This window comes from Corallococcus llansteffanensis (assembly GCF_003612055.1).
GTDB lineage: Bacteria > Myxococcota > Myxococcia > Myxococcales > Myxococcaceae > Corallococcus > Corallococcus llansteffanensis.
In genome coordinates, this window is the sequence record NZ_RAWB01000160.1 from 1 (window position 1) to 17,396 (window position 17,396).

Below are 17,396 nucleotides of genomic sequence, written 5' to 3' on the forward strand. Positions count from 1 at the left end.
GGGGAGGATGGTGGGCGCGTACGCGTCCACCTCCAGCAGCTCCAGGCGCTCGTGTCCGGTGGCCCAGGCCTGGTCCAGGTTGTCCAGGTCGTGCTCCAGGCACCACGCGCCCAGCCGCCGCGCGAGCGCCTGGGGCAGCGCGTCCGGGTGGCCGAGCGCGAAGCGGGCCTCGGGCATCCGGGTGGGCGTCACCACCCAGAACTCGTCACGCGGCCACTTCTCCAGCAGCACGGCCATGCGGCCCTGGAGGACGACGCGCCGGTTCTTCTCCCGGTCCCTCGCCTCCGTGTCCACCTTGACGTGTCGCAGGGCCAGGTGCGGCGGGAGCTGGTAGGCCGCGACGTGGGCCGCGGGCTCCTTCTCGAAGCGCTCCATGACGGCGAGCGCCAGCTCGTCGCGGAGCGTGGAGAGGCTGGGGCCCACGCCGCTCAAGCGGGGCCAGAAGGCGGGCACCCAGGCCTGCACCAGCCGTCCGCCAAGGGGTGACACCACCAGGGGCAGTTTGAGATCCATGGCGTCAGCCCTCCTCTCGCGATCCGAAGACGCGCCACTGCAGCCACGCTTCCAGCAGCGGTTCCATGTCCGGTCCCGCGGGCCCGTAGCGCTGCTTCGCGCCGGTGCGCAGGTCCTCCAGCGAGCCGCCCACCATGTCGCTGGCGGAGGGACGCAGCCTGCGCACCTCCTGCTTCGTCAGCGACTTCTCCAGGTCCTCCAGCGCCGGCAGCGCGTGCAGGGACAGGGGCTGCGGCTCGAAGCGCACGCGCACCAGCGCGGCCTGGCTGCCCTCGACGAAGCGGTGCACACCTTGCTCGCCCGCCAGCAGGAGCGGCAGCGTGTCGCTGGTGAGCTGCAGCGCATACGCGGCGGGGGTCCGCTTCAATTCGTCCAGCGCCGCCTTCTGCTCCCAGCCCCAATAGAGCGGGACGTCCTTGCGTGAGGGCTTCTTCGGCTTCTGGCCCTCCTTGGGCTCCTCGGGCAGCAGCAGGGCCCGGTTGAAGGCGATGGACTGCGCCTGGGCCCAGGCCTCGTACGCCTTCGCCAGCGTGCACAGGTGCGGCCAGGCCCCACGCCCGGGGACGAGGAAGAGGGTGGCGCCACGCGAAGGGGGGAAGAGGCTCGCGTAGATGCGCCCGCGCAGGGGCTGGAAGGTCCGCCGCAGCCCGGCGACGTCGCGGGCCAGGGACTCCGCCTGTCCCACGGCGCGCGTGAGGTGCGCCTCGAAGAGGAGGTCCTCCACGGCTTCGGCCTGCTGCGCGCAGTCGCGGAAGGCCTTGTCCAGTTCACGCGCCTCGGAGGACTTGCGCGAGGACGCCTCGGCCAGGGCCCGCTCCTCCCAGTACGCCGGCTGGCGGGACGCCTTGTCGAAGACGGCCAGCTCCCGCCGCAGGGCCAGCATGGGCTCGGAGCGGCTCCAGCGCTGCACCTCCGCGCGCAGGGTGGCGGCGTCCTCCAGCACCTGCTCGATGGCCTGCCGCCCCACGCCCTCGGCGTCTCCGCCCACCGCCTCCGCGCGCAGCGTGAGCCCCGCGTCGCCGGCCTCCACGAACAGCTTCACCGCGCCGCCCCGCGGGTGCGCGGCGAGCCACGCCGCCACCGGCACCACCAGCTCCCGCTCCAGCGCGCGCTTGAGGGGCCGGGCGCCATAGCGCGGGTCGAAGCCGCGCGCGGCCAGCCAGTCCAGCGCGGACGGGGCGACCTCCAGCGCCGCGTCGTGGAGGGACAGGCCCGGGCGGCGGCACACGGCCTCCACCTCGCGCACCACCAGCCGGCGCAGCAGGTCCGCGGAGAGGGGAGAGAAGACGACCACGTCATCGAGCCGGTTGAACAGCTCCGGGCGGAAGAAGCGCTGCACCTCCGCGAGGTAGTGCGCGCGAAGGGCGGCGGTGTCGGGCGCGCCGCCCGCGGAGTCGAAGCCCACGCGCGCGCGCCAGGTGTCCGCGCCCAGGTTGCTCGTCAGCACGAGCACCGCGTTGCGGAAGTCGGTGAAGCGGCCGGACGCGTCGGTGAGGCGGCCCTCGCCCAGCACGCCGAGCAGCGCGTCGTGCACGGCGGGGTGGGCCTTCTCCACCTCGTCCAGCAGCACCACGCAGAAGGGCTGGCGGCGCACCGCGGCCGACAGGTGCCCGGGCGTCTGTCCGTCCCCCAGCAGGCGCAGCAGCGCATCCGGGCCGGCGTACTCGCCCATGTCCAGGCGGACCATGCGCTCCTTCGCGCCGAAGAGCAGCTCCGCCAGGGCCTTGGACAGCTCCGTCTTGCCCACGCCGGTGGGGCCCACGAAGAGCAGCACGCCCAGCGGGCGGCGCGTGTCGGCGAGGCCCGCCTTGAGCACGGACACCACCGCCGCCGCGCGCTCCACCGCAGTCTCCTGCCCCAGCACCCGCGCGGAGAGGAAGGTGCGCACCGCTCCCGGCTCCAGCGGGACGTCGTCGCGCAGGAGCGATTCGGGGATGCCGGACTCGGAGGCGAACTGGCGGATGGCGTCCAGGCGGCTGACGCGCGGCTGGGCGGCGTGCGAGCACGTGGCCAGCAGGCGGCGCAGGAAGGCCACCGCGTTGCCCACCTGCGCGCCGTAGGGCAGGAAGCGGCGGCAGAGGAAGCGCGACTCGTCGAGCGCCTCGGGCAGCACCTCCAGCGGCTTCGGCCCCGCGTCGTCCTCGGCCACGCGCGCGAGGATGCGGGCCAGCGCGTCCGGTGACGGCTCCTCCACGCGCACCACGGAGAAGAGGCGGGCGAAGCTGGTGTTGCGGCGCTCCACCTGCGCCCACGTCTCCGGCGTGGCCTCGGCCACCACGGACACCTCGCGGGTGGCGAGCAGCGGCAAGAGGAGCTGGGCCACGTTCTGGTCGCTGTGCGCGCTCTTGCCCGCGTCCAGCAGGTCCACCGCGTGGCCCAGGCCGAGCAGCGCGTGGGACTCGGAGGCCTCGCGGAAGCAGCGGATCACCTGCTGCTGCCAGTCGCCCATCATGCCCTCGCCCGCGATGAGGCGGCTGCCGTCCAGGAAGAAGAAGGGCCGGGCGCGCTCGGACGCGGTGGCGGTGGGCACGCGCAGCGCCTGGGCGAGCGCGTGGAGCACCGCCGTCTTCCCCACGCCCGAGGGGCCCACCAGCACCACGGACTCCGCGTCCTTCGCGGAGAGGCGCGCGCGGAGCAGCGTCACCAGGGCGTCCTGCTCGTACGCGGGGTCGAGCTGTCCGTCCTGCGCGAGCTTGTGCCAGGGCACCGCGATGCGATCCAACGTGGGCGTGGGCGGCGGCTTCTCCGGCTTCGCGCCCGCGTCGCGGCGGCGGGAGCGACGGCGCGGCTCCCACGAGTCCAGGTCCAGCGCGTCCTCGTCCTCGTCGTCCGGGCCGGCGTCCGACTTCTCCGCGGGCGCATCCGGAGGCCGCGGCGGCGGGCGGATGTCCAGGCGGAGCTGGCGCGGGGTGAGGGCCGCGAGCAGGGTGGGCGTGGCCTGCACCTCCAGCTCCACCAGCGACTCCGGGCCCTCCGGGCGCAGCGCGAGCCGGCGCGCGTCGGAGAGGTCCTCCAGCTGCTCGCTCAAGCGATCCGCGGCGTCCTGGGGGAGCGTCTTGCCCTGGAACCACAGGTGCGTGCCGAGGCGCGGGGTGTGCAGTCCGATGAAGGACTGGTGCGCGGGGGCGACGACGGCGGAGAACTGCAGCGGCGAGACGGTGTTCTCCTCCGCGCCCCAGACGGGGATGCCCGGCACGTCGAGCGTGTGGAGGACGCCGCCCGACGCGGCGATGAACTCCGGCACCCGGCGGGGGTGCACGCGGGTGAGCTGATCATCCAGCGCGAGGGTCAGCTCCTCGGTGGCCTTCTCCAGCGAGTCCGCGTGCACGGCGAGGTGGGGCAGGGCCAACGGTGTGAGCGTGACCCGACGACTGGCATGCCGCTGCACCCAGCATTGAAAGCGAAAGTTCATGGCAGGGGGCTCAGGCTAGCACGGCGCCGCACAGCGACGCCCCGGGCCCCGAGGAGCTGACGGGCCTCCATCCCATTGTCGATGACTGACGCGCCGGGCGCGGCTTGACCGCTTCTCTGACAGGCTGGCAAACATGTCAGGCCTGCCCGGAAGGGGCAGGCCCTTCTTCCTGGAGTCCGCCATGTCGCTCGACCCGTCGACCACCGCCGTGCTGCTGATCGAGTACCAGAACGAGTTCGCCACCGAGGGAGGGGTGCTGCACCCGGCGGTGAAGGGTGTGATGGCGGAGACGAAGATGCTGGAGAACACCGTGGCGCTGGTGAAGGCCGCGCGGACGAAGGGCGTGACGGTGATGCACGCGCCGATCTCCTTCGCCGAGGGCTACGGCGAGCTGACCCGGCACCCCTACGGCATCTTGAAGGGCGTGGTCGACGGGAAGGCCTTCGTGAAGGGCAGTTGGGGCGCGCAGATCATCGACCCCCTGGCGCCGCAGAAGGGCGACATCGTGATCGAGGGCAAACGCGGCCTGGACACCTTCGCCAGCACCAACCTCGACTTCATCCTGCGCAGCAAGGGCATCAAGACGGTGGTGATCGGCGGCTTCCTCACGAACTGCTGTGTCGAGTCAACGATGCGCACCGCGTACGAGCACGGCTTCGACGTCATCACCCTCACCGACTGCACTTCCGCCACCTCGTCGGAAGAGCACAAGAATGCGCTCAAGTACGACTTCCCGATGTTCTCGCGTCCGATGCCGTCCTCGGAAGTGATCGGCATGTTCAAGGCGTAGGGCCCGCCCGATGGCGACGTTGGAATGAGAAGAAGCCCGGCCCTCCGACGCGGATGACCGGGCTTCTGCTCATTCCGGGAGGCAGCTCAGGGGCGAACGAACACCTTGAGGGCTTCGCGCATGCCCATCGCGCGGTAGGGGTGCAGGTCGCTGCCGCGGATTCACGCCTCGGTTCTCAGCGACCGACCCTGGCCTGGAGGTGCGCGGGGTAGCGCTCCCCCTGCACCGTGATCCGGGAGAGGGCGCCGTCGATGTCACGGAGGTCCTCGGGCGTCAGCTTGACGGCCGCCGCTCCGGCGTTCTCCTCCATGCGATGCAGCTTGGTCGTCCCCGGGATGGGCACGATCCACGGCTTCTGGGCCAGAAGCCAGGCGAGCGCGAGCTGGCCCCGGGTCACCTGCTTCCGTGCCGCGATTGCGCCGAGAACCTCCACGAGGTCCTGGTTCGCCTTCCGGGCCTCCGGCGCGAAGCGCGGGACGATGTTGCGGAAGTCCTTGCTGTCGAACGTCGTGCTCTCGTTGATCGCTCCCGTGAGGAAGCCCTTGCCGAGCGGGGAGAAGGGCACGAAGCCAATCCCAAGCTCCTCCAGGGTTGGCAGGATCTCCTTCTCGGGCTCGCGCCACCACAGGGAGTATTCACTCTGGAGGGCGGTGACCGGCTGGACCGCATGCGCGCGCCGGATCGTCTGCGCGCCTGCTTCGGACAGGCCGAAGTGCTTGACCTTGCCTTGCCGGATCAGCTCCTTCACCGTGCCAGCGACCTCCTCGATGGGCACGTTCGGATCGACGCGGTGCTGGTAGAAGAGGTCGATGCGGTCGGTCTTGAGCCGCTTGAGCGCCGCCTCGGCCACTTCCTTGATGTGCTCCGGCCGGCTGTTCATGCCGCTCTGCCCGCCAGCGGAATCGAACTCGAAGCCGAACTTGGTGGCTATCACCACCTGGTCCCGGAAGGGAGCGAGGGCTTCGCCCAGAAGCTCTTCGTTCTTGTAGGGGCCGTAGGCCTCGGCGGTGTCGAAGAAGGTGATGCCGCGCTCGAAGGCCGCCCGGATCAGCTGGATGGCCTCCTGCGTGTCCGTGGCCGGACCATAGCCATAGCTCAAGCCCATGCAGCCGAGGCCGATGGCGGAAACTTCCAGTCCGCTGTTTCCAAGTTTGCGCTTCTGCATGGTGCTTTCCTCCAGGGCTCCGTGTGGACGCTGCCGTTCGCCCCGTTCGCATGGAAAGTAGGGACCGACGTCGCGGAGGACTACGCGCCATGGAGGCAACAGGCTCTTAAGCGGTGGTTGACAATGGAAGCTCAGCTCCCTCGTGGCGTCATGGGGGCGAGCTGGGGGCCAGGGCCCCTCCGGGCGGCTTCCAGAGCTGCCCGGCAGGCAGCCCCAGCACGCTGGCCGCGGACGCATGCAGCGACGCGGGCCCGAGCCGTCCCTCGTTCGCGGCCCGGCCCAGCCACTCCTGGATGATGCCTCCGGTACGCTCGAAGCCGTCGGCCTTGAGGAGCCCGTACAGCCCGGCGGCCAGCACGTGCATGCCGTCGTCGGCGCGGCGCCAGCGCTCGCGTGCCGGAACGGCGACGCCGAGTCGCTCGGTGATGAGCTGCTCCAGCGCCTCGGCGGTGTCCTCGTCGAAGAGGCCTTCGAGCGTGGTGTAGCCAAAGCTTGGGTCATGGTCCGCGACGATGCGGGTAAGCAGCGGGTCGCGTCGCAGCACGTCCAACGCCGCGCGGATGGAGGGGTGCGCGACGTCGAAGGGCGGGTGCAGGATTTCGTGCGCCGCGTTCCGGATGACCAGCTCGTCGGAGTAGGTCAGGTGCGTGAGGAACCGCTGCCCGATGACCTTGATGCCGTGCGGCTTGGAGAAGTGCATCAGGTCGATGGCGATGTCCTCCTGGAGTCGGTGGCCCAGCAGCCGCTCCTGCTCGGCGATGACGTCCACTCCGGCCAGCCGCTGTCGCAGCGCCGTCGCGCGTTGCTCCACGCGGTCTCCGAGCACGTCTCGGCGGAACGTGGGGAAGCCAGCGGCGGCCAGCGCTTCGAGCACGCGGGCCAGGTCGGGGCGGGCCGTGAGGAACCAGTCCCAGGCCTTGGGCTCCCAGTAGGGGCTGGCGCGGAAGCCTGGAAGCAGCTGCGTCTCGGCGTTCGTGAGCGCGCCGCGCACGTCCGCGAGTGTCCCCGTGGGCCCGGCGGAGAACACCAGACAGAGGAAGGGGCCCATCATCTGGTCCTGCGCCCTCGACGAGGCCTTGAGCTGTTGGAGCGTGGTGACGGCGTCCGCGGGAAAGCGCGGGGTGAACCGGGCCAGCTCGTCCGCGTAGAAGCGGGTGTAGAACGAATCCCCGGACAGGGGATTGAGGAAGCAGAGCGCATCCATGCCCTCGGAGCCGGCGACCTTCCAGCGGGTGCGGGGAGGGGAGGCGGCCGATGGGGGCCGAGGGCTTTGGGAGGCGCAGCCCACCGTCGCGGCGAAGGGCAGGGCGAGCAGGGCGGAGAGGCAATCGCGTCGGTTCATGCCCCTGCCTGTAGTCGCTAGCGCCGGGCCGTTCTTGAATCCAGTTGACCCTCGCGCCTCAGGGCCGCGGGCGTCCGTCCCGTCAGGGCCACGACGTCGCGGGTCATGTGCGCTTGGTCGGTGAACCCGAGCGCGAGAGCGAGCTGCGCGAGCGGCAGGGTCGAGCGGGGGATCCGCCGCCAGGCCTGGAGCGCGCGCACCTCGGCCCGGTAGCGTTTGGGAGAGACGCCATAGGCCCGCTTGAAGCCGCGAGCCACCGTCTCCACCGCGAGGCCCGCGGCCTCCGCCCAGTCCATGAGCCCCAGCGAGGGATTGTCGCGCAGCGCCGAGGCGAGCAGGTCCGGCCAGTCCCCGGGACCCCTGATGGGCGCCACCCCTGAGGAGGCCACGAGCTCCGCGGCCGCCCGAGGGTCCTTCCCGGCCAGCCGCACCACGGCATCCACGTCCCGCAGCAGTCCCACCGTCACGTCCGGCGCGGAGGCGGGAAGCGGCAGGTTGAGGACGACGGCCCCGGTGGTGTCGAAGTGGTTCGCGTGCGACTCGAAGGGGCGGTGGAACACCACGGAGCCTGCGTGCAGCCGGAAGCGGCCGGAGTCCCCCGCCTCCACATAGCCGCCCGCGATGACGACGGCGGTGTAGCCCGTCACGTGCCGGTGGCGCTCCAGCCGGGTCGCCGCCGAGAAGCGCTGTCGCGTCGCGGGTTCCGTGGCGGTCATCGGTCGAGGAGTGTTTCGGAGCATGCGTCGCCTCGGAAGTGGAAGAGGCCGAACGCATCCAACCCCTGTTCGACGCTGGCAAGGCAGCGCACCTGGGTCGTCCGTCCGGAGGCATGGTGGACGGAGCCGCGGTAGGACCTGTGCATGTGGCCACAGAGCACCAGCTTCGGCTGGAGCGCGTCCACGAGCAGCCGTGCGTATTCATTGCCCACGGTGTCGGCGTTCGGGCTGCGGCGCTTCCCCTGGAAGCCGGCGGAGTCTTCCGGGGCGATGATGCCCGACGGCCAGTCGTGGACGAGCAGCACGTCCGCGCGTCCGAGCTCCAGGGCCTGCTCGACGTCCCGCTCGTTGAAGTAGGTGAAGGCCTTGGTGGAGACGGAGCCCAGCGCGGAGAGGGGCGGGCGCTGAACGCGGAAGGACTCCTCCTGGTAGATGCCGGACAGGCCCACCACGCGCAGGCCATGCAGGTCCACGACGCCGACGCGACCGAGGTAGTGACAGTGGCGGACGAGCTCGAAGCCCTCGGGGTGGGTGTCCAGGTAGCCGTAGGGCTCGTGGTTGCCGCCAATGAAGTACAGCGGCCAGGGGAAGCGCCGCCGGGCCTGGTGATAGGCCGCGAAGTCGCCGAGCTGCCGGTACTTCGCGGGGGCGGACATGGTGGCGAGATCCGCCTCGTCACGGTGGGGCTCGAAGTCACCGACCTGGAGGATGAAGTCGAACGGCCGGCGGAGGACCTCCGCCTGGTGCCGGAGGTGATCCACCATCCGGTTCATGTGTCCGTGGACATCCCCCACGGCGGCGAAGACGACCTCTTGGGAGTCGGTGGGCATGGCGCGAGGTTTGTTGCTTGTCCGTAGCACAGGTGGCTGGGTCGTACTTGCGACTGCGTCCCTGACATCCATTCCACCTGGAAGGGAAGGGGGCCGGGGACCATGAGCGGGGTTCATGGGTGCATGGCTTTCATGCATTGGATTCAGGATGCACCACCGCCCATGCTTGGGCTGTTTCAGGGGTTCAACCCTCTTGGGTGGGAGCGCGTGAGATGAGCATCCAGATTCAGGGCCGGGGCATCGCCAGTACGCACGTGAGCACCGAGGTGGCGGCTCCCCATCCCAAGGAGGCGGCTCCCCATGCGTCCGCTCCGACCGCACCGGGAGACACCTTCGAGGTCCAGGGCGCGGCGGGCCACCCGGTGCAGGCCCACTTCGGCTCGCGAGTGGATTCCCACGCCAAGGGGGCCTACTTCCGCAAGGTGGAGAGCGAGCCCTCCACCCACCACCGGGGGATCACCGGCAGGGGCACGCTGCCGCAGGTGTCGACGGATCCCTCACGCCAGTTTCATGGCACGGGCAACACCGCCTGGCAGACGGGCCCGCTGGAGCGCCCCAGCGTCTACATGGGCGGGCGCTCCGGGAACAGGGAAGTGGACGCTGGACTGACGTGGGACCGCGTCTACGACAGCCACGGACAGGCCACCTTCACCGACGATCCCCGGGGCAGCGACATGCGCGACCCCTCGCATCGCTTCGTGCGCGCCACCGTGGAGGGACAGCCGGCCCTGGTCGACGGCCACACCCCGCCCCAGGTGGTGGCGCGCGGCAAGGCCGACGTGGACGCGAAGCTGAAGACCCTGCGGGAGAACTTCGCCTTCCGGCCCTTCTGGCGGGACACCAACCCGGACACGCCCGCGGACAAGCACTGGCACAACCCGCCGACGCGGTCCGAGCCGGGAGCGAAGCCGGAGGAGCACAACCAGTACTTCTATCCGGGTGAGCACTTCACGATGACCCTCCAGGCCCAGGGGCCGGGCGAGGTGCGCATGGACATCCGGCTGGAGGGGAACAAGGAGCACCAGCACTTCACCTCCCAGTTCCATCAGGAGGGCTGGGGCCCGGGCAAGGAGTCCTCCTTCAAGCGGGTGAACTCCGTGGACCAGTTCATCGTGCGAAATGGCGAGCGCGTGGGGGCGGAGAAGTTTGGCGTGGAGCCCACCCGGACCGCCGCCACGGGTGGCTCCTGGGAAGAGGTCTCCCTCCTGAACATCAGCGGCAAGCGCGAGCCGATGACGGGCTCCCACTTCACCACGGTCAAGGGCGTGGACACCGCCGCCCATTACGCGGAGATCTTCGGCATCTCGGGCAGCACGGATCGGGGCGGTGAGCGCATCGACATCCACCCCGGTGCGGCACGGCGCTAGGTTTCACGCCACGCAACAAGCTCCTCGGCCCGGGGGCGTGAGCGCCGCGGCGTTGCCGCGCGGACGGGAGGCAGGGGAAGCTCTCTTGATGGCAACCCTGAAGTGTCCGAAGTGCCGCCGGCCGCTCGAATTGACAGGGCTTGCGCCGGGCGACGAAATCACCTGCCCGTGCGGCAACGTGACGAGCGTCCCGGCCCGCTCCCGCATGCGGTGGCCCTTCATCGCCCTCGGCTTGCTGGCCTGCCCGTGCGTGGGCGTGGTGGCCGCCGGCACGATGCGCAACTTCGTCCGGTTCGGCCAGCGCGCCCGCGCGGCGGAGTGCAAGTCGAACCTGAAGGCCTGGTACACGACCCAGAAACTCCACTTCCGGGACACGGGGACCTACGAGCCGGTCTTCGCGAAGGTGGGCTTCACGCCCGAGCGGATCAATCGCTATGCGTACTTCGTCGGCCAGGGGCCGATGGAGGTTCGCGATGAAGAGCGCAGCGCGGTCCCGGACGGTGCGGTGTCCGTCGGCGTGGACACCTTCTGGTTCAAGGAGCTGCGCCCCATCGACCTGGAGGCGCTCCCCCCGCAGGTGAAGGCGCGGCTCGGCGTCTCTGGCACATGCCCCGCCTGTGACATCACCCTGGCGTGCGCGGGGAACACCGACAACGACGAGGCGCTGGATGTCTGGGTTATCTCCACCGGACCGCTGGACCTCCAGGACGTGGACGGACAGGCCGCCGAGCCCGGCGTCCCCCTTCACGTCGTGGAGGACTGAAGCGCTGACGTCCCCGTCCCTGGAGGGCCCGACGAAGGGTGGACCTCAGGGCTTGCCCAGCAGCTCCAGCGCGGAGGTGGTCAGCAGGGTGACGCCGGTGCGCAGCGAGCGCTCGCGGTCCGGCGCGTAGAGGGGCGAGTGCGGGGAGGGCAGCGAATCCTCCGCGGCCTTGGCCTTGGCCTCGGCGAAGCGCTTGGGTTCGGTGATGCCCAGCCACAGCATCACCGCGGGCACGCCCGCGCGGCCGTACTCGGAGAAGTCCTCGCCGCCCATGACGGACGGTGTCTCGCTGAGGTTCTTCTCGCCAATCACCTTCCCCACCGCGTCCACCAGCCGCTTCGTGAGCGCAGGATCATTGAAGGTGGCGGGCGTGCCTTCGGTGACCTTGACGTCGGGCGGGCGGGGCGCTCCGGAGGCCATCGCCTCCGCCTTCGCGATGCGCTCGATGCCGGCCAGCAGCGCCTTGCGCACCTCCGGCTTGTACGTGCGCACCGTGAGCTGAAGGCGCACCTCGTCCGGGATGATGTTGTGCTTGGTGCCGCCGTGGATGGACCCCACGGTTATCACCGCCGGCTCCAGCGGGCTCTTCTCCCGGCTGATGAGCGTCTGCAGCGAGAGGATGGTGCGCGCCGCCATCACCACCGGGTCCACGGTGGTGTGCGGGTACGCGCCGTGCCCGCCCTTGCCGTAGAGGGTGACGTCCACCGAGTCCACGCTCGCCAGCGCATAGCCGGGGGTGAACTGCACCGTCCCCGCCGCGGCGGTGGCGATGGTGTGCAGGGCGACGGCGAAGTCCGGCTTGGGGAAGCGCTTGAACAGGCCGTCCGCCAGCATCTGCCGGGCCCCCGCGCCAATCTCCTCGGCCGGCTGCCCCACCAACATCAGCGTGCCACGCCATTGGTCCTTCGTCCGCGCCAGCAGCGTGGCCGTGCCAAGCCAGGACGTCATGTGCACGTCGTGCCCGCACGCGTGCATCACCGCGACCTCCGCCCCGGCCGCATCCTTCGCCTTCGTCTTGCTGGCGTAGGGCAGGCCCGTCTTCTCCTCCACCGGCAGCCCGTCCAGGTCCGTGCGCAGCATCACCGTGGGCCCCTTGCCGTTGCGCAGCAGGGCCACCACGCCGTGCCCACCTACCTTCGGGGTCACCTCGAAGCCGAGCTTGCGCAGGCGCTCGGCCAGCTTCGCCGCCGTCCGCTCCTCCTGGAGTGACAGCTCGGGCGTCTGGTGCAGGTCGCGGTAGAGCGCGTCCAGTTCGGGGTACAGCGCGTCCAGGCCCTCGAGGGCCGCGGGAGGGGGCGCCGCCGCGAGCGCGGGGCCGCCGGGCGCCGCGAGGCAGGCGAAGAGCAGGGGTAGCAGGGGCAGCGCTTTCATGAGGGAGCCTCCGGTCCGTCAGGGGAGCGCACCACTACAGCACGGACCGTGACACCGGGGGGCGGCCTCCGGGTTTCCGGCACGCGGGCAAGGCCGCGTAGGATTCCACTCCGTCGGATCGGACCCACAAGGGGGATTCATGAAGGCGAGCGGATTCGTGGTGGTGGCTGCCGTCCTGGCGTGGACCGGCGTGGCGGGGGCGGAACCCCAGCCGGCCCAGCTCCTCATCTGGGGTGGGGGCAAGGACACGGCCGAGGCCGAGACGTCCCTGGGCCGGTGGCAGGAGCGCGCGAAGAAGAATGAATGGGAGGGGACGCTGAAGGTGGCGGAGGGCTACCCACGCATCCTCCAGAGCGGCACCGTGCCGGGGCTCAAGCCGGGCTTCATGGTGGTGGTGCTCGGAGCCTGTGCGCCTGCCGCGGGGCCGAAGGTGCTGGAGACGCTCAAGGCCTTCGAGCCCGCCGCGTACGCGCGCGACGTGACGTGGGCGGAGCCGCTGGCGTGCCCCCAGCTCGGTCCCGAGTGGCGTGTCGTCCAGTCGAAGTCGTGGAAGAAGAAGGACCACACCCTGACGGCCGTGCTGCTGGAGACCCTGCCGAAGGATGATCCGCGGAGAACGACACGGCAGGCCCTGCGCGTGATGCTTCGCGGCCCCGACGGGCGGTCCCTCGGCTCGGACGAGCGCAGCGGCTCCCTCGGCGAGGAAGAGTTCACGCCCACCCTGGACGGAGCGGGGCCGACGGTGACGTATCGCACCGTCGGGCCCGGCTGCACAGCCGGCCCGAACATCTCCGAGACGCGGGTGAAGTACCTCATCGACGGCGACACGCTGACGCCCCAGCTGCGCGAGCGGCTCATCGTGGACAACACCAACAACTGCGACTGACGAGGGCAGGCCGCGCGGTGTCGGGCCCTGCGGCGGGAGGACGGGCCTGCACGTCGCCGCACGGCGCCTTCCGTCCAAATGACGCGGAGAATAAGCGCGATGCCGGGCGTAACAGGGTGGGGCTCAACGCAGCTCTGCTCTTCCTCGCCCCACGGAGTCATCCCATGCGCCTCACCTCGTCCGCTGCCCTCCTGTTCGCCGCCTCGCTCGCCACCGCCTGTGGAGGTCCGCTGGAGGATGACGCCCCGTTGCCGGGGCCGGCGGGCGACGTCGCCACCTCCAGCGATGAGCTGGTCGTGTTCCCGCCGCCGGTCCTCCCGTGCATCACCAGCAGCACGGTGCTGGCGCAGCCGGACGGCGAGACGGTTCCCTACGTCTGGAACTGCCGCAAGACGGGCTTCGTTCCCACCTACGCGACGTCAGTGGATGCCACGTATCACCAGACGTCCTGCGCCAACCAGTTCGTGGTGGACGTGACGAACATCGGCGGCAGGTTGGCCAAGCCCTTCGTGGAGGCCGTTCCGAGCCCGTACCCCGCCACCCAGTCGGCCTGCAACGCCCTGTCCGTCACGGGCAACGCCTGGGCGATTCCCAATACCACCTGGGAGTATCTGGGCACCGTGACTGGCACGGGCTCCTGGACCCCGGCGATTCCCGGCGTGCCCGGCTACTGCCGGCTGCGCTACTACATCCCCGGTAGCTCGGGTTACTCCACGGTGCGCGTGACCGGCACCGCGACGTCGAATGGCGTGAAGATCCGCGTGCGCGCGGGCGCGGAGATCCTCGAAGGCAATCCCTGCTGAGCTCCAACGCCCGGACTCGCGCGCTCCTCTTCGACAGGCGCTCAGAAGGGAACGCTGCCGATAACGGTGGTGTGGTTGCCCGGCAACCGGGGCGCGGCCTGCGTGGCGAGCGCCCTGATGCGCGCCGCTGAGCAGCCGCAGCCCAGTGCCTCCTTGAGCGTCTGCCCACCCGGAACGAGCGGCAGGTCCTTCACGCCGTTCCACGCGTGGATGAGGCCGAACTTCCGGGTGCTCACCGTCTCACCTCGGAGCCCCTTGCAGATGAGTTCCAGATCCCCGGCGGGGAACTCGGTGAGGTCCCGGGCGGTGGTTTCGCCCGCGAGGTCGGCATAGAACACCCGGCGTTGGCTGGAGACGGTGCGCCGGGTGTTCAGCGTCTGCATGAGCGCGCTGCCCGAGGTGAGGTCTCCCGGCCCGGGCGCGCAGTCGGAGACGAGCAGCGGGGCATCCACGAACCCCTGGAAGATGGGGTCGATCAACGTCATGCGGAGGTCGAGCTGACCGGGGGCGGGCGGCGGCTCGAGGACGAAGTCCTTGCGGTGGCGCCCGCGCACCTTCTTGTTCCACCCGCAGTTCATCGGGACCTCTGTCGGCATCCATTCGCTGTCCGCGAGCGAGTGGTCCGCGCCGTTCGCGATGACCGCGCCGAGTGAATGCCCCACCACCTGCACGGTCTTCCCCGTGTGCTGCCGCAACACCTGCATGATGGCGTTGCGCAGGCAGTCCGACGTCTCCATGGGGTGCCGGTTGTCCGGGTAGAAGAAGTCGTAGACCTGCGCGTTGGACGGGAAGTGGTTGATGGCCGGGTTCATCACGTCCGGGCCGTCCTTGATGCCATGCACGGAGATGTACGGCACCTTGTTCGGATTGAGGGTCGTCCTGGGCCGGACCTCGCACAGGCCACAGCGCTCGCTCATCCGTGCCGTCTCCGCGGCATTCGTCCGCTCTCCTGCCGTGGTCGGTGTGGGGTTGAGGACAGGCGTTGGACCCGAAGCCGCCGCGAACTCGAAGGAGGCTTGCACTGCCGATGCCTCGGCCCAGGTGAAGTCCGCAGCCAGGCCCCCGTCGGTGCCCGCATCCACCCCCGCGTCGAGTGCACAGGTGGTGGGATCGGTAAACTCCAGGTCCGCCGGTTCACAACCCGCGTCTCCGGCGTCTCCCGCATCGCCGGCGTCCCCGGCGTCAGCGCCCCCGTCACACTCCCCGCAGACCTCGGGTTCCTCCTCGTCATCCAGGGACCTTCCCTGGAGCCGCTCCTCGGTGCTCCCGGACCCATCGTCCTGCGCGAGGCAGGCCGCCACGCTGACGGAGAGCATGAGCATCGCCAGGAAGAGTGCGCGTGAAGGGGAAGCCCGCATGGGATTGTCCTCGAAGGAGAGGGAGCGAGCATACGCCGGAGAGGGGCTCCGTTGCTCTGGCGGTTGCAGTCCCGGAGCTGCGCGTTGGCACCGGACTCCTCTCCCGCGTCTCCGTCACCTCCAGCGCCTCGGGCATTCCCTCCGTGACCGTGGACCTGGCACCCACCAGACGGCGTCTGGGGCGGCATCATCGGCAATATCCCCGCTGGCGCCAATCGCTCCTTACGGGCTCAGGCCTTTGACGCTGTTGTACGACCCGGCCTCGGATACCTGGATCCCTACCGCCAGCCTGAATGTATCAGCTCACGACAGAAGCACGGCGACACGGAGTCGGCGGAGCTGTATGGGCCCTGAGCTCCACACCGGGCTGTTACTTCCAGGTCAAAGCTGACTAGCTTTCGGGCCGCGACGGATCCGCGCGGAAGTGGGAATGCACCGGTCTGTCGCTCCCACGCAACAACAACCCAAGGGCTCGAACCGATGAGGATTCTCAAGACGCTGGTCGCAACCACCTTCCTGGCTTCCGCCCCCTCGTTGGCGATGGAAGTGCGAGTGGGCGGAGTTCCCGTCTCCGAGTTGGAGTCCCACGGTTGGAAGCAGGTGGATGCCAACACGCTGAAGTTCGAAACCGCGAACGGCCGCACCTACACGTTGACCGCGGGGGATGCGCCCCTGCGGGCCCGTGCCGATGCGCTGACGAAGAGTGCTCGCGATCTCTCCAAGGCAGAGCAAGCGGAGCTGGCCTTCCTCACGGAGGCGCTTGGCGCCGCTGCCACGGTCAGCTCCGTGTCCCAGCAACATTGCAATGGTGTGCTGGATTTCGATCCACAGTTCTTCTACGGCATGGCCGATGGCGCCGCGCAGATGACGGTGTCATGGAGCGAGTTCGTCCCCTACGTTCCCATCCAGCAACGGATCACCGCGTTCGCCCAGGCCTTTGCCCCAGGCCTCACGACGGTCAGTGACTCCGAAGGCACGGGCTGGTTCCAAGGCTCGCCCTACCAGACGGTCACCGCGTACGCGGGCATCGGCCCGACCTTCAGCCCGTCGTTCAAGGTGATTGGGTACTACATCTCCGGCAATACCCGAACCTGCCCGTCCTACACCTTCCAGCAGAACGGTTGATGGGAGGTGGACGCCCCACCGTGGCTCCCGTCCGGGCGGGAGCCACGGGCAGTCACACGAAGCCAGCGCTGCGCAGGACCATCACGTCGGCGAAGGCGTGGCGCTGTGGCGCGAGACACAGCGCCCCCTGTGAGACCTGCTCCAGGAAGTGCTCGCCGTAGTCATGGCGGGGGCCCGAGGCGTACACGGTGATGTCCCGAGCCCGCGCGACGTCCCCGAGCATCCGGGCCACCGCGTGCGCCACCTCTCCCCAGAAGGGGAAGTACAGGTAGAACGCGGTGCCGTCCGACAGGTCCACGTCGCGGACATCCGCGTGGATGAACTCCAGGTTCGGCAGCGCGAAACGCTCGCCATTGCGGCGCGCGGATTCGACATAACTCTGCCCGTACTCCACGCCCTTGACCCGGGCCGAGGAGCTCGCGGCCACGGTGATGGCGAACTTCCCGTTGCCACAGCCGAGGTCGTAGACCGTGTCGCTTCGCCCGGGACGCGTGGTGGTGAGGAAGTCGGAGATGCGCTGGGCCCGCGAGGCCATGTTCACCTGACCGAATGGGGGCCGGTCCTGGCCGGTGGTGATGCGTGAGATGCGCAGCAGGCCCTCCAGCCAGTCATCCGCCGCCGTGCTCGCGCGGCCCGTGGCCTCGGTGAAGCCCAGCCCCTCCCACTGCTCCCGGAAGCGGGCAGGCGAGAGGTTCCCGGTGCGAAGCTGCTGGGCGACGTCCGCTCCAGCCACGTCCAGCGCCTCGGTCACCAGGAGTGCACCCGCCTCCAGCGCCGCCCAGAGCGCCTGGAGCTCCGGCCGCGCCTGGACATCGAGCAGGAGCAGCGCCGGTTCCACGTTCTCCTGCACGAAGGAGAACCGCTCGAAGAGCTCCCACTGCGCGCCCAGGCCCAGCGTTCGCAAGTCCCTCGGCGCCAGGAGGGTCTTGGCCCGCTCGACCCACCAGGGGGAAGC

General features: G+C 70.0%; 14 protein-coding genes and 1 pseudogene. 6 read left to right on the forward strand and 9 right to left on the reverse strand.

The genetic code is table 11. The annotated features are described in order from the left end of the window. Together D7V93_RS16940 and D7V93_RS16945 are read right to left on the reverse strand one after the other, a co-directional pair. A pseudogene (locus D7V93_RS16940) lies at window positions 1-513 on the reverse strand (AAA family ATPase); the annotation flags it as partial. Window positions 514-517: 4 nt separating this feature from the next. Next, entirely contained in the window at window positions 518-3,925 is a 3,408-nt protein-coding gene (locus tag D7V93_RS16945) for an AAA family ATPase (protein WP_120644409.1), read from the reverse strand. Window positions 3,926-4,106: 181 nt separating this feature from the next. On the opposite strand from D7V93_RS16945, the gene D7V93_RS16950 reads away from it, so the two are divergent. Next, window positions 4,107-4,715 carry a cysteine hydrolase family protein gene (locus tag D7V93_RS16950; RefSeq protein WP_208723049.1) on the forward strand — a complete coding sequence of 203 codons (609 nt, stop codon included), beginning with the start codon at window positions 4,107-4,109 and terminating at the stop codon, window positions 4,713-4,715. Between the two features lie 175 nt (window positions 4,716-4,890). Here D7V93_RS16950 and D7V93_RS16955 read toward each other — a convergent pair whose 3' ends face one another. From D7V93_RS16955 to D7V93_RS16970, 4 genes are all read right to left on the reverse strand, one after another. Then, window positions 4,891-5,880 (reverse strand): aldo/keto reductase, encoded by a 990-nt coding sequence (locus D7V93_RS16955; protein ID WP_120644411.1) that lies wholly within the window; start codon window positions 5,878-5,880, stop codon window positions 4,891-4,893. A gap of 148 nt (window positions 5,881-6,028) precedes the next feature. After that, the gene (locus D7V93_RS16960; protein WP_147451203.1) at window positions 6,029-7,222 is read right to left on the reverse strand and encodes a hypothetical protein; all 1,194 of its coding nucleotides are present in this window, start codon (window positions 7,220-7,222) and stop codon (window positions 6,029-6,031) included. Between the two features lie 17 nt (window positions 7,223-7,239). Next, window positions 7,240-7,938, reverse strand: a complete 699-nt coding sequence (locus D7V93_RS16965) for an AraC family transcriptional regulator (RefSeq protein ID WP_120644413.1) — start codon at window positions 7,936-7,938, stop codon at window positions 7,240-7,242. Next, entirely contained in the window at window positions 7,935-8,768 is an 834-nt protein-coding gene (locus D7V93_RS16970; RefSeq protein WP_120644414.1) for a metallophosphoesterase, read from the reverse strand. Before D7V93_RS16970 ends, D7V93_RS16965 begins: the two co-directional genes overlap by 4 nt. A gap of 212 nt (window positions 8,769-8,980) precedes the next feature. Here D7V93_RS16970 and D7V93_RS16975 point away from each other — a divergent pair, with 212 nt between their 5' ends. Beyond that, window positions 8,981-10,135, forward strand: coding sequence for a hypothetical protein (locus D7V93_RS16975; protein WP_120644415.1), 1,155 nt, complete (start codon window positions 8,981-8,983; stop codon window positions 10,133-10,135). Between the two features lie 88 nt (window positions 10,136-10,223). Beyond that, a complete protein-coding gene (locus tag D7V93_RS16980) occupies window positions 10,224-10,898 on the forward strand; it encodes a fimbrial protein (protein ID WP_120644416.1) in 675 nt (224 codons plus the stop codon). 45 nt (window positions 10,899-10,943) lie between these two features. Here the strand turns inward: D7V93_RS16980 and D7V93_RS16985 are convergent, their stop codons facing one another. Then, window positions 10,944-12,269 carry an amidohydrolase gene (locus tag D7V93_RS16985; protein WP_120644417.1) on the reverse strand — a complete coding sequence of 442 codons (1,326 nt, stop codon included), beginning with the start codon at window positions 12,267-12,269 and terminating at the stop codon, window positions 10,944-10,946. Window positions 12,270-12,408: 139 nt separating this feature from the next. On the opposite strand from D7V93_RS16985, the gene D7V93_RS16990 reads away from it, so the two are divergent. Both D7V93_RS16990 and D7V93_RS16995 read left to right on the forward strand, forming a co-directional pair. Further along, a complete protein-coding gene (locus D7V93_RS16990) occupies window positions 12,409-13,155 on the forward strand; it encodes a hypothetical protein (RefSeq protein ID WP_120644418.1) in 747 nt (248 codons plus the stop codon). A gap of 164 nt (window positions 13,156-13,319) precedes the next feature. Next, window positions 13,320-13,958 (forward strand): hypothetical protein, encoded by a 639-nt coding sequence (locus D7V93_RS16995; RefSeq protein WP_120644419.1) that lies wholly within the window; start codon window positions 13,320-13,322, stop codon window positions 13,956-13,958. 41 nt (window positions 13,959-13,999) lie between these two features. On the opposite strand, the gene D7V93_RS17000 is transcribed toward D7V93_RS16995, so the two are convergent. Next, window positions 14,000-15,316, reverse strand: coding sequence for an esterase/lipase family protein (locus tag D7V93_RS17000; RefSeq protein ID WP_120644420.1), 1,317 nt, complete (start codon window positions 15,314-15,316; stop codon window positions 14,000-14,002). Window positions 15,317-15,796: 480 nt separating this feature from the next. Between D7V93_RS17000 and D7V93_RS17005 the strand changes: the two genes are divergently transcribed. After that, window positions 15,797-16,441, forward strand: coding sequence for a hypothetical protein (locus D7V93_RS17005; RefSeq protein ID WP_147451204.1), 645 nt, complete (start codon window positions 15,797-15,799; stop codon window positions 16,439-16,441). Between the two features lie 52 nt (window positions 16,442-16,493). Here the strand turns inward: D7V93_RS17005 and D7V93_RS17010 are convergent. Beyond that, window positions 16,494-17,396, reverse strand: a 903-nt coding sequence (locus tag D7V93_RS17010) for a methyltransferase domain-containing protein (protein ID WP_208723050.1), incomplete at its 5' end; no start/stop codon positions are given.

Excerpts from the sequence above, each read along its gene's own strand:
- D7V93_RS17005 (WP_147451204.1), top strand. The coding sequence starts at position 15,797 with ATGAGGATTCTCAAGACGCTGGTCGCAACCACCTTCCTGGCTTCCGCC.
- D7V93_RS16975 (WP_120644415.1), top strand. The coding sequence starts at position 8,981 with ATGAGCATCCAGATTCAGGGCCGGGGCATCGCCAGTACGCACGTGAGC.
- D7V93_RS16955 (WP_120644411.1), bottom strand. The coding sequence starts at position 5,880 with ATGCAGAAGCGCAAACTTGGAAACAGCGGACTGGAAGTTTCCGCCATC.
- D7V93_RS16995 (WP_120644419.1), top strand. The coding sequence starts at position 13,320 with ATGCGCCTCACCTCGTCCGCTGCCCTCCTGTTCGCCGCCTCGCTCGCC.
- D7V93_RS16990 (WP_120644418.1), top strand. The coding sequence starts at position 12,409 with ATGAAGGCGAGCGGATTCGTGGTGGTGGCTGCCGTCCTGGCGTGGACC.
- D7V93_RS16985 (WP_120644417.1), bottom strand. The coding sequence starts at position 12,269 with ATGAAAGCGCTGCCCCTGCTACCCCTGCTCTTCGCCTGCCTCGCGGCG.
- D7V93_RS17000 (WP_120644420.1), bottom strand. The coding sequence starts at position 15,316 with ATGCGGGCTTCCCCTTCACGCGCACTCTTCCTGGCGATGCTCATGCTC.
- D7V93_RS16960 (WP_147451203.1), bottom strand. The coding sequence starts at position 7,222 with ATGAACCGACGCGATTGCCTCTCCGCCCTGCTCGCCCTGCCCTTCGCC.
- D7V93_RS16950 (WP_208723049.1), top strand. The coding sequence starts at position 4,107 with ATGTCGCTCGACCCGTCGACCACCGCCGTGCTGCTGATCGAGTACCAG.
- D7V93_RS16965 (WP_120644413.1), bottom strand. The coding sequence starts at position 7,938 with ATGACCGCCACGGAACCCGCGACGCGACAGCGCTTCTCGGCGGCGACC.
- D7V93_RS16970 (WP_120644414.1), bottom strand. The coding sequence starts at position 8,768 with ATGCCCACCGACTCCCAAGAGGTCGTCTTCGCCGCCGTGGGGGATGTC.
- D7V93_RS16945 (WP_120644409.1), bottom strand. The coding sequence starts at position 3,925 with ATGAACTTTCGCTTTCAATGCTGGGTGCAGCGGCATGCCAGTCGTCGG.
- D7V93_RS16980 (WP_120644416.1), top strand. The coding sequence starts at position 10,224 with ATGGCAACCCTGAAGTGTCCGAAGTGCCGCCGGCCGCTCGAATTGACA.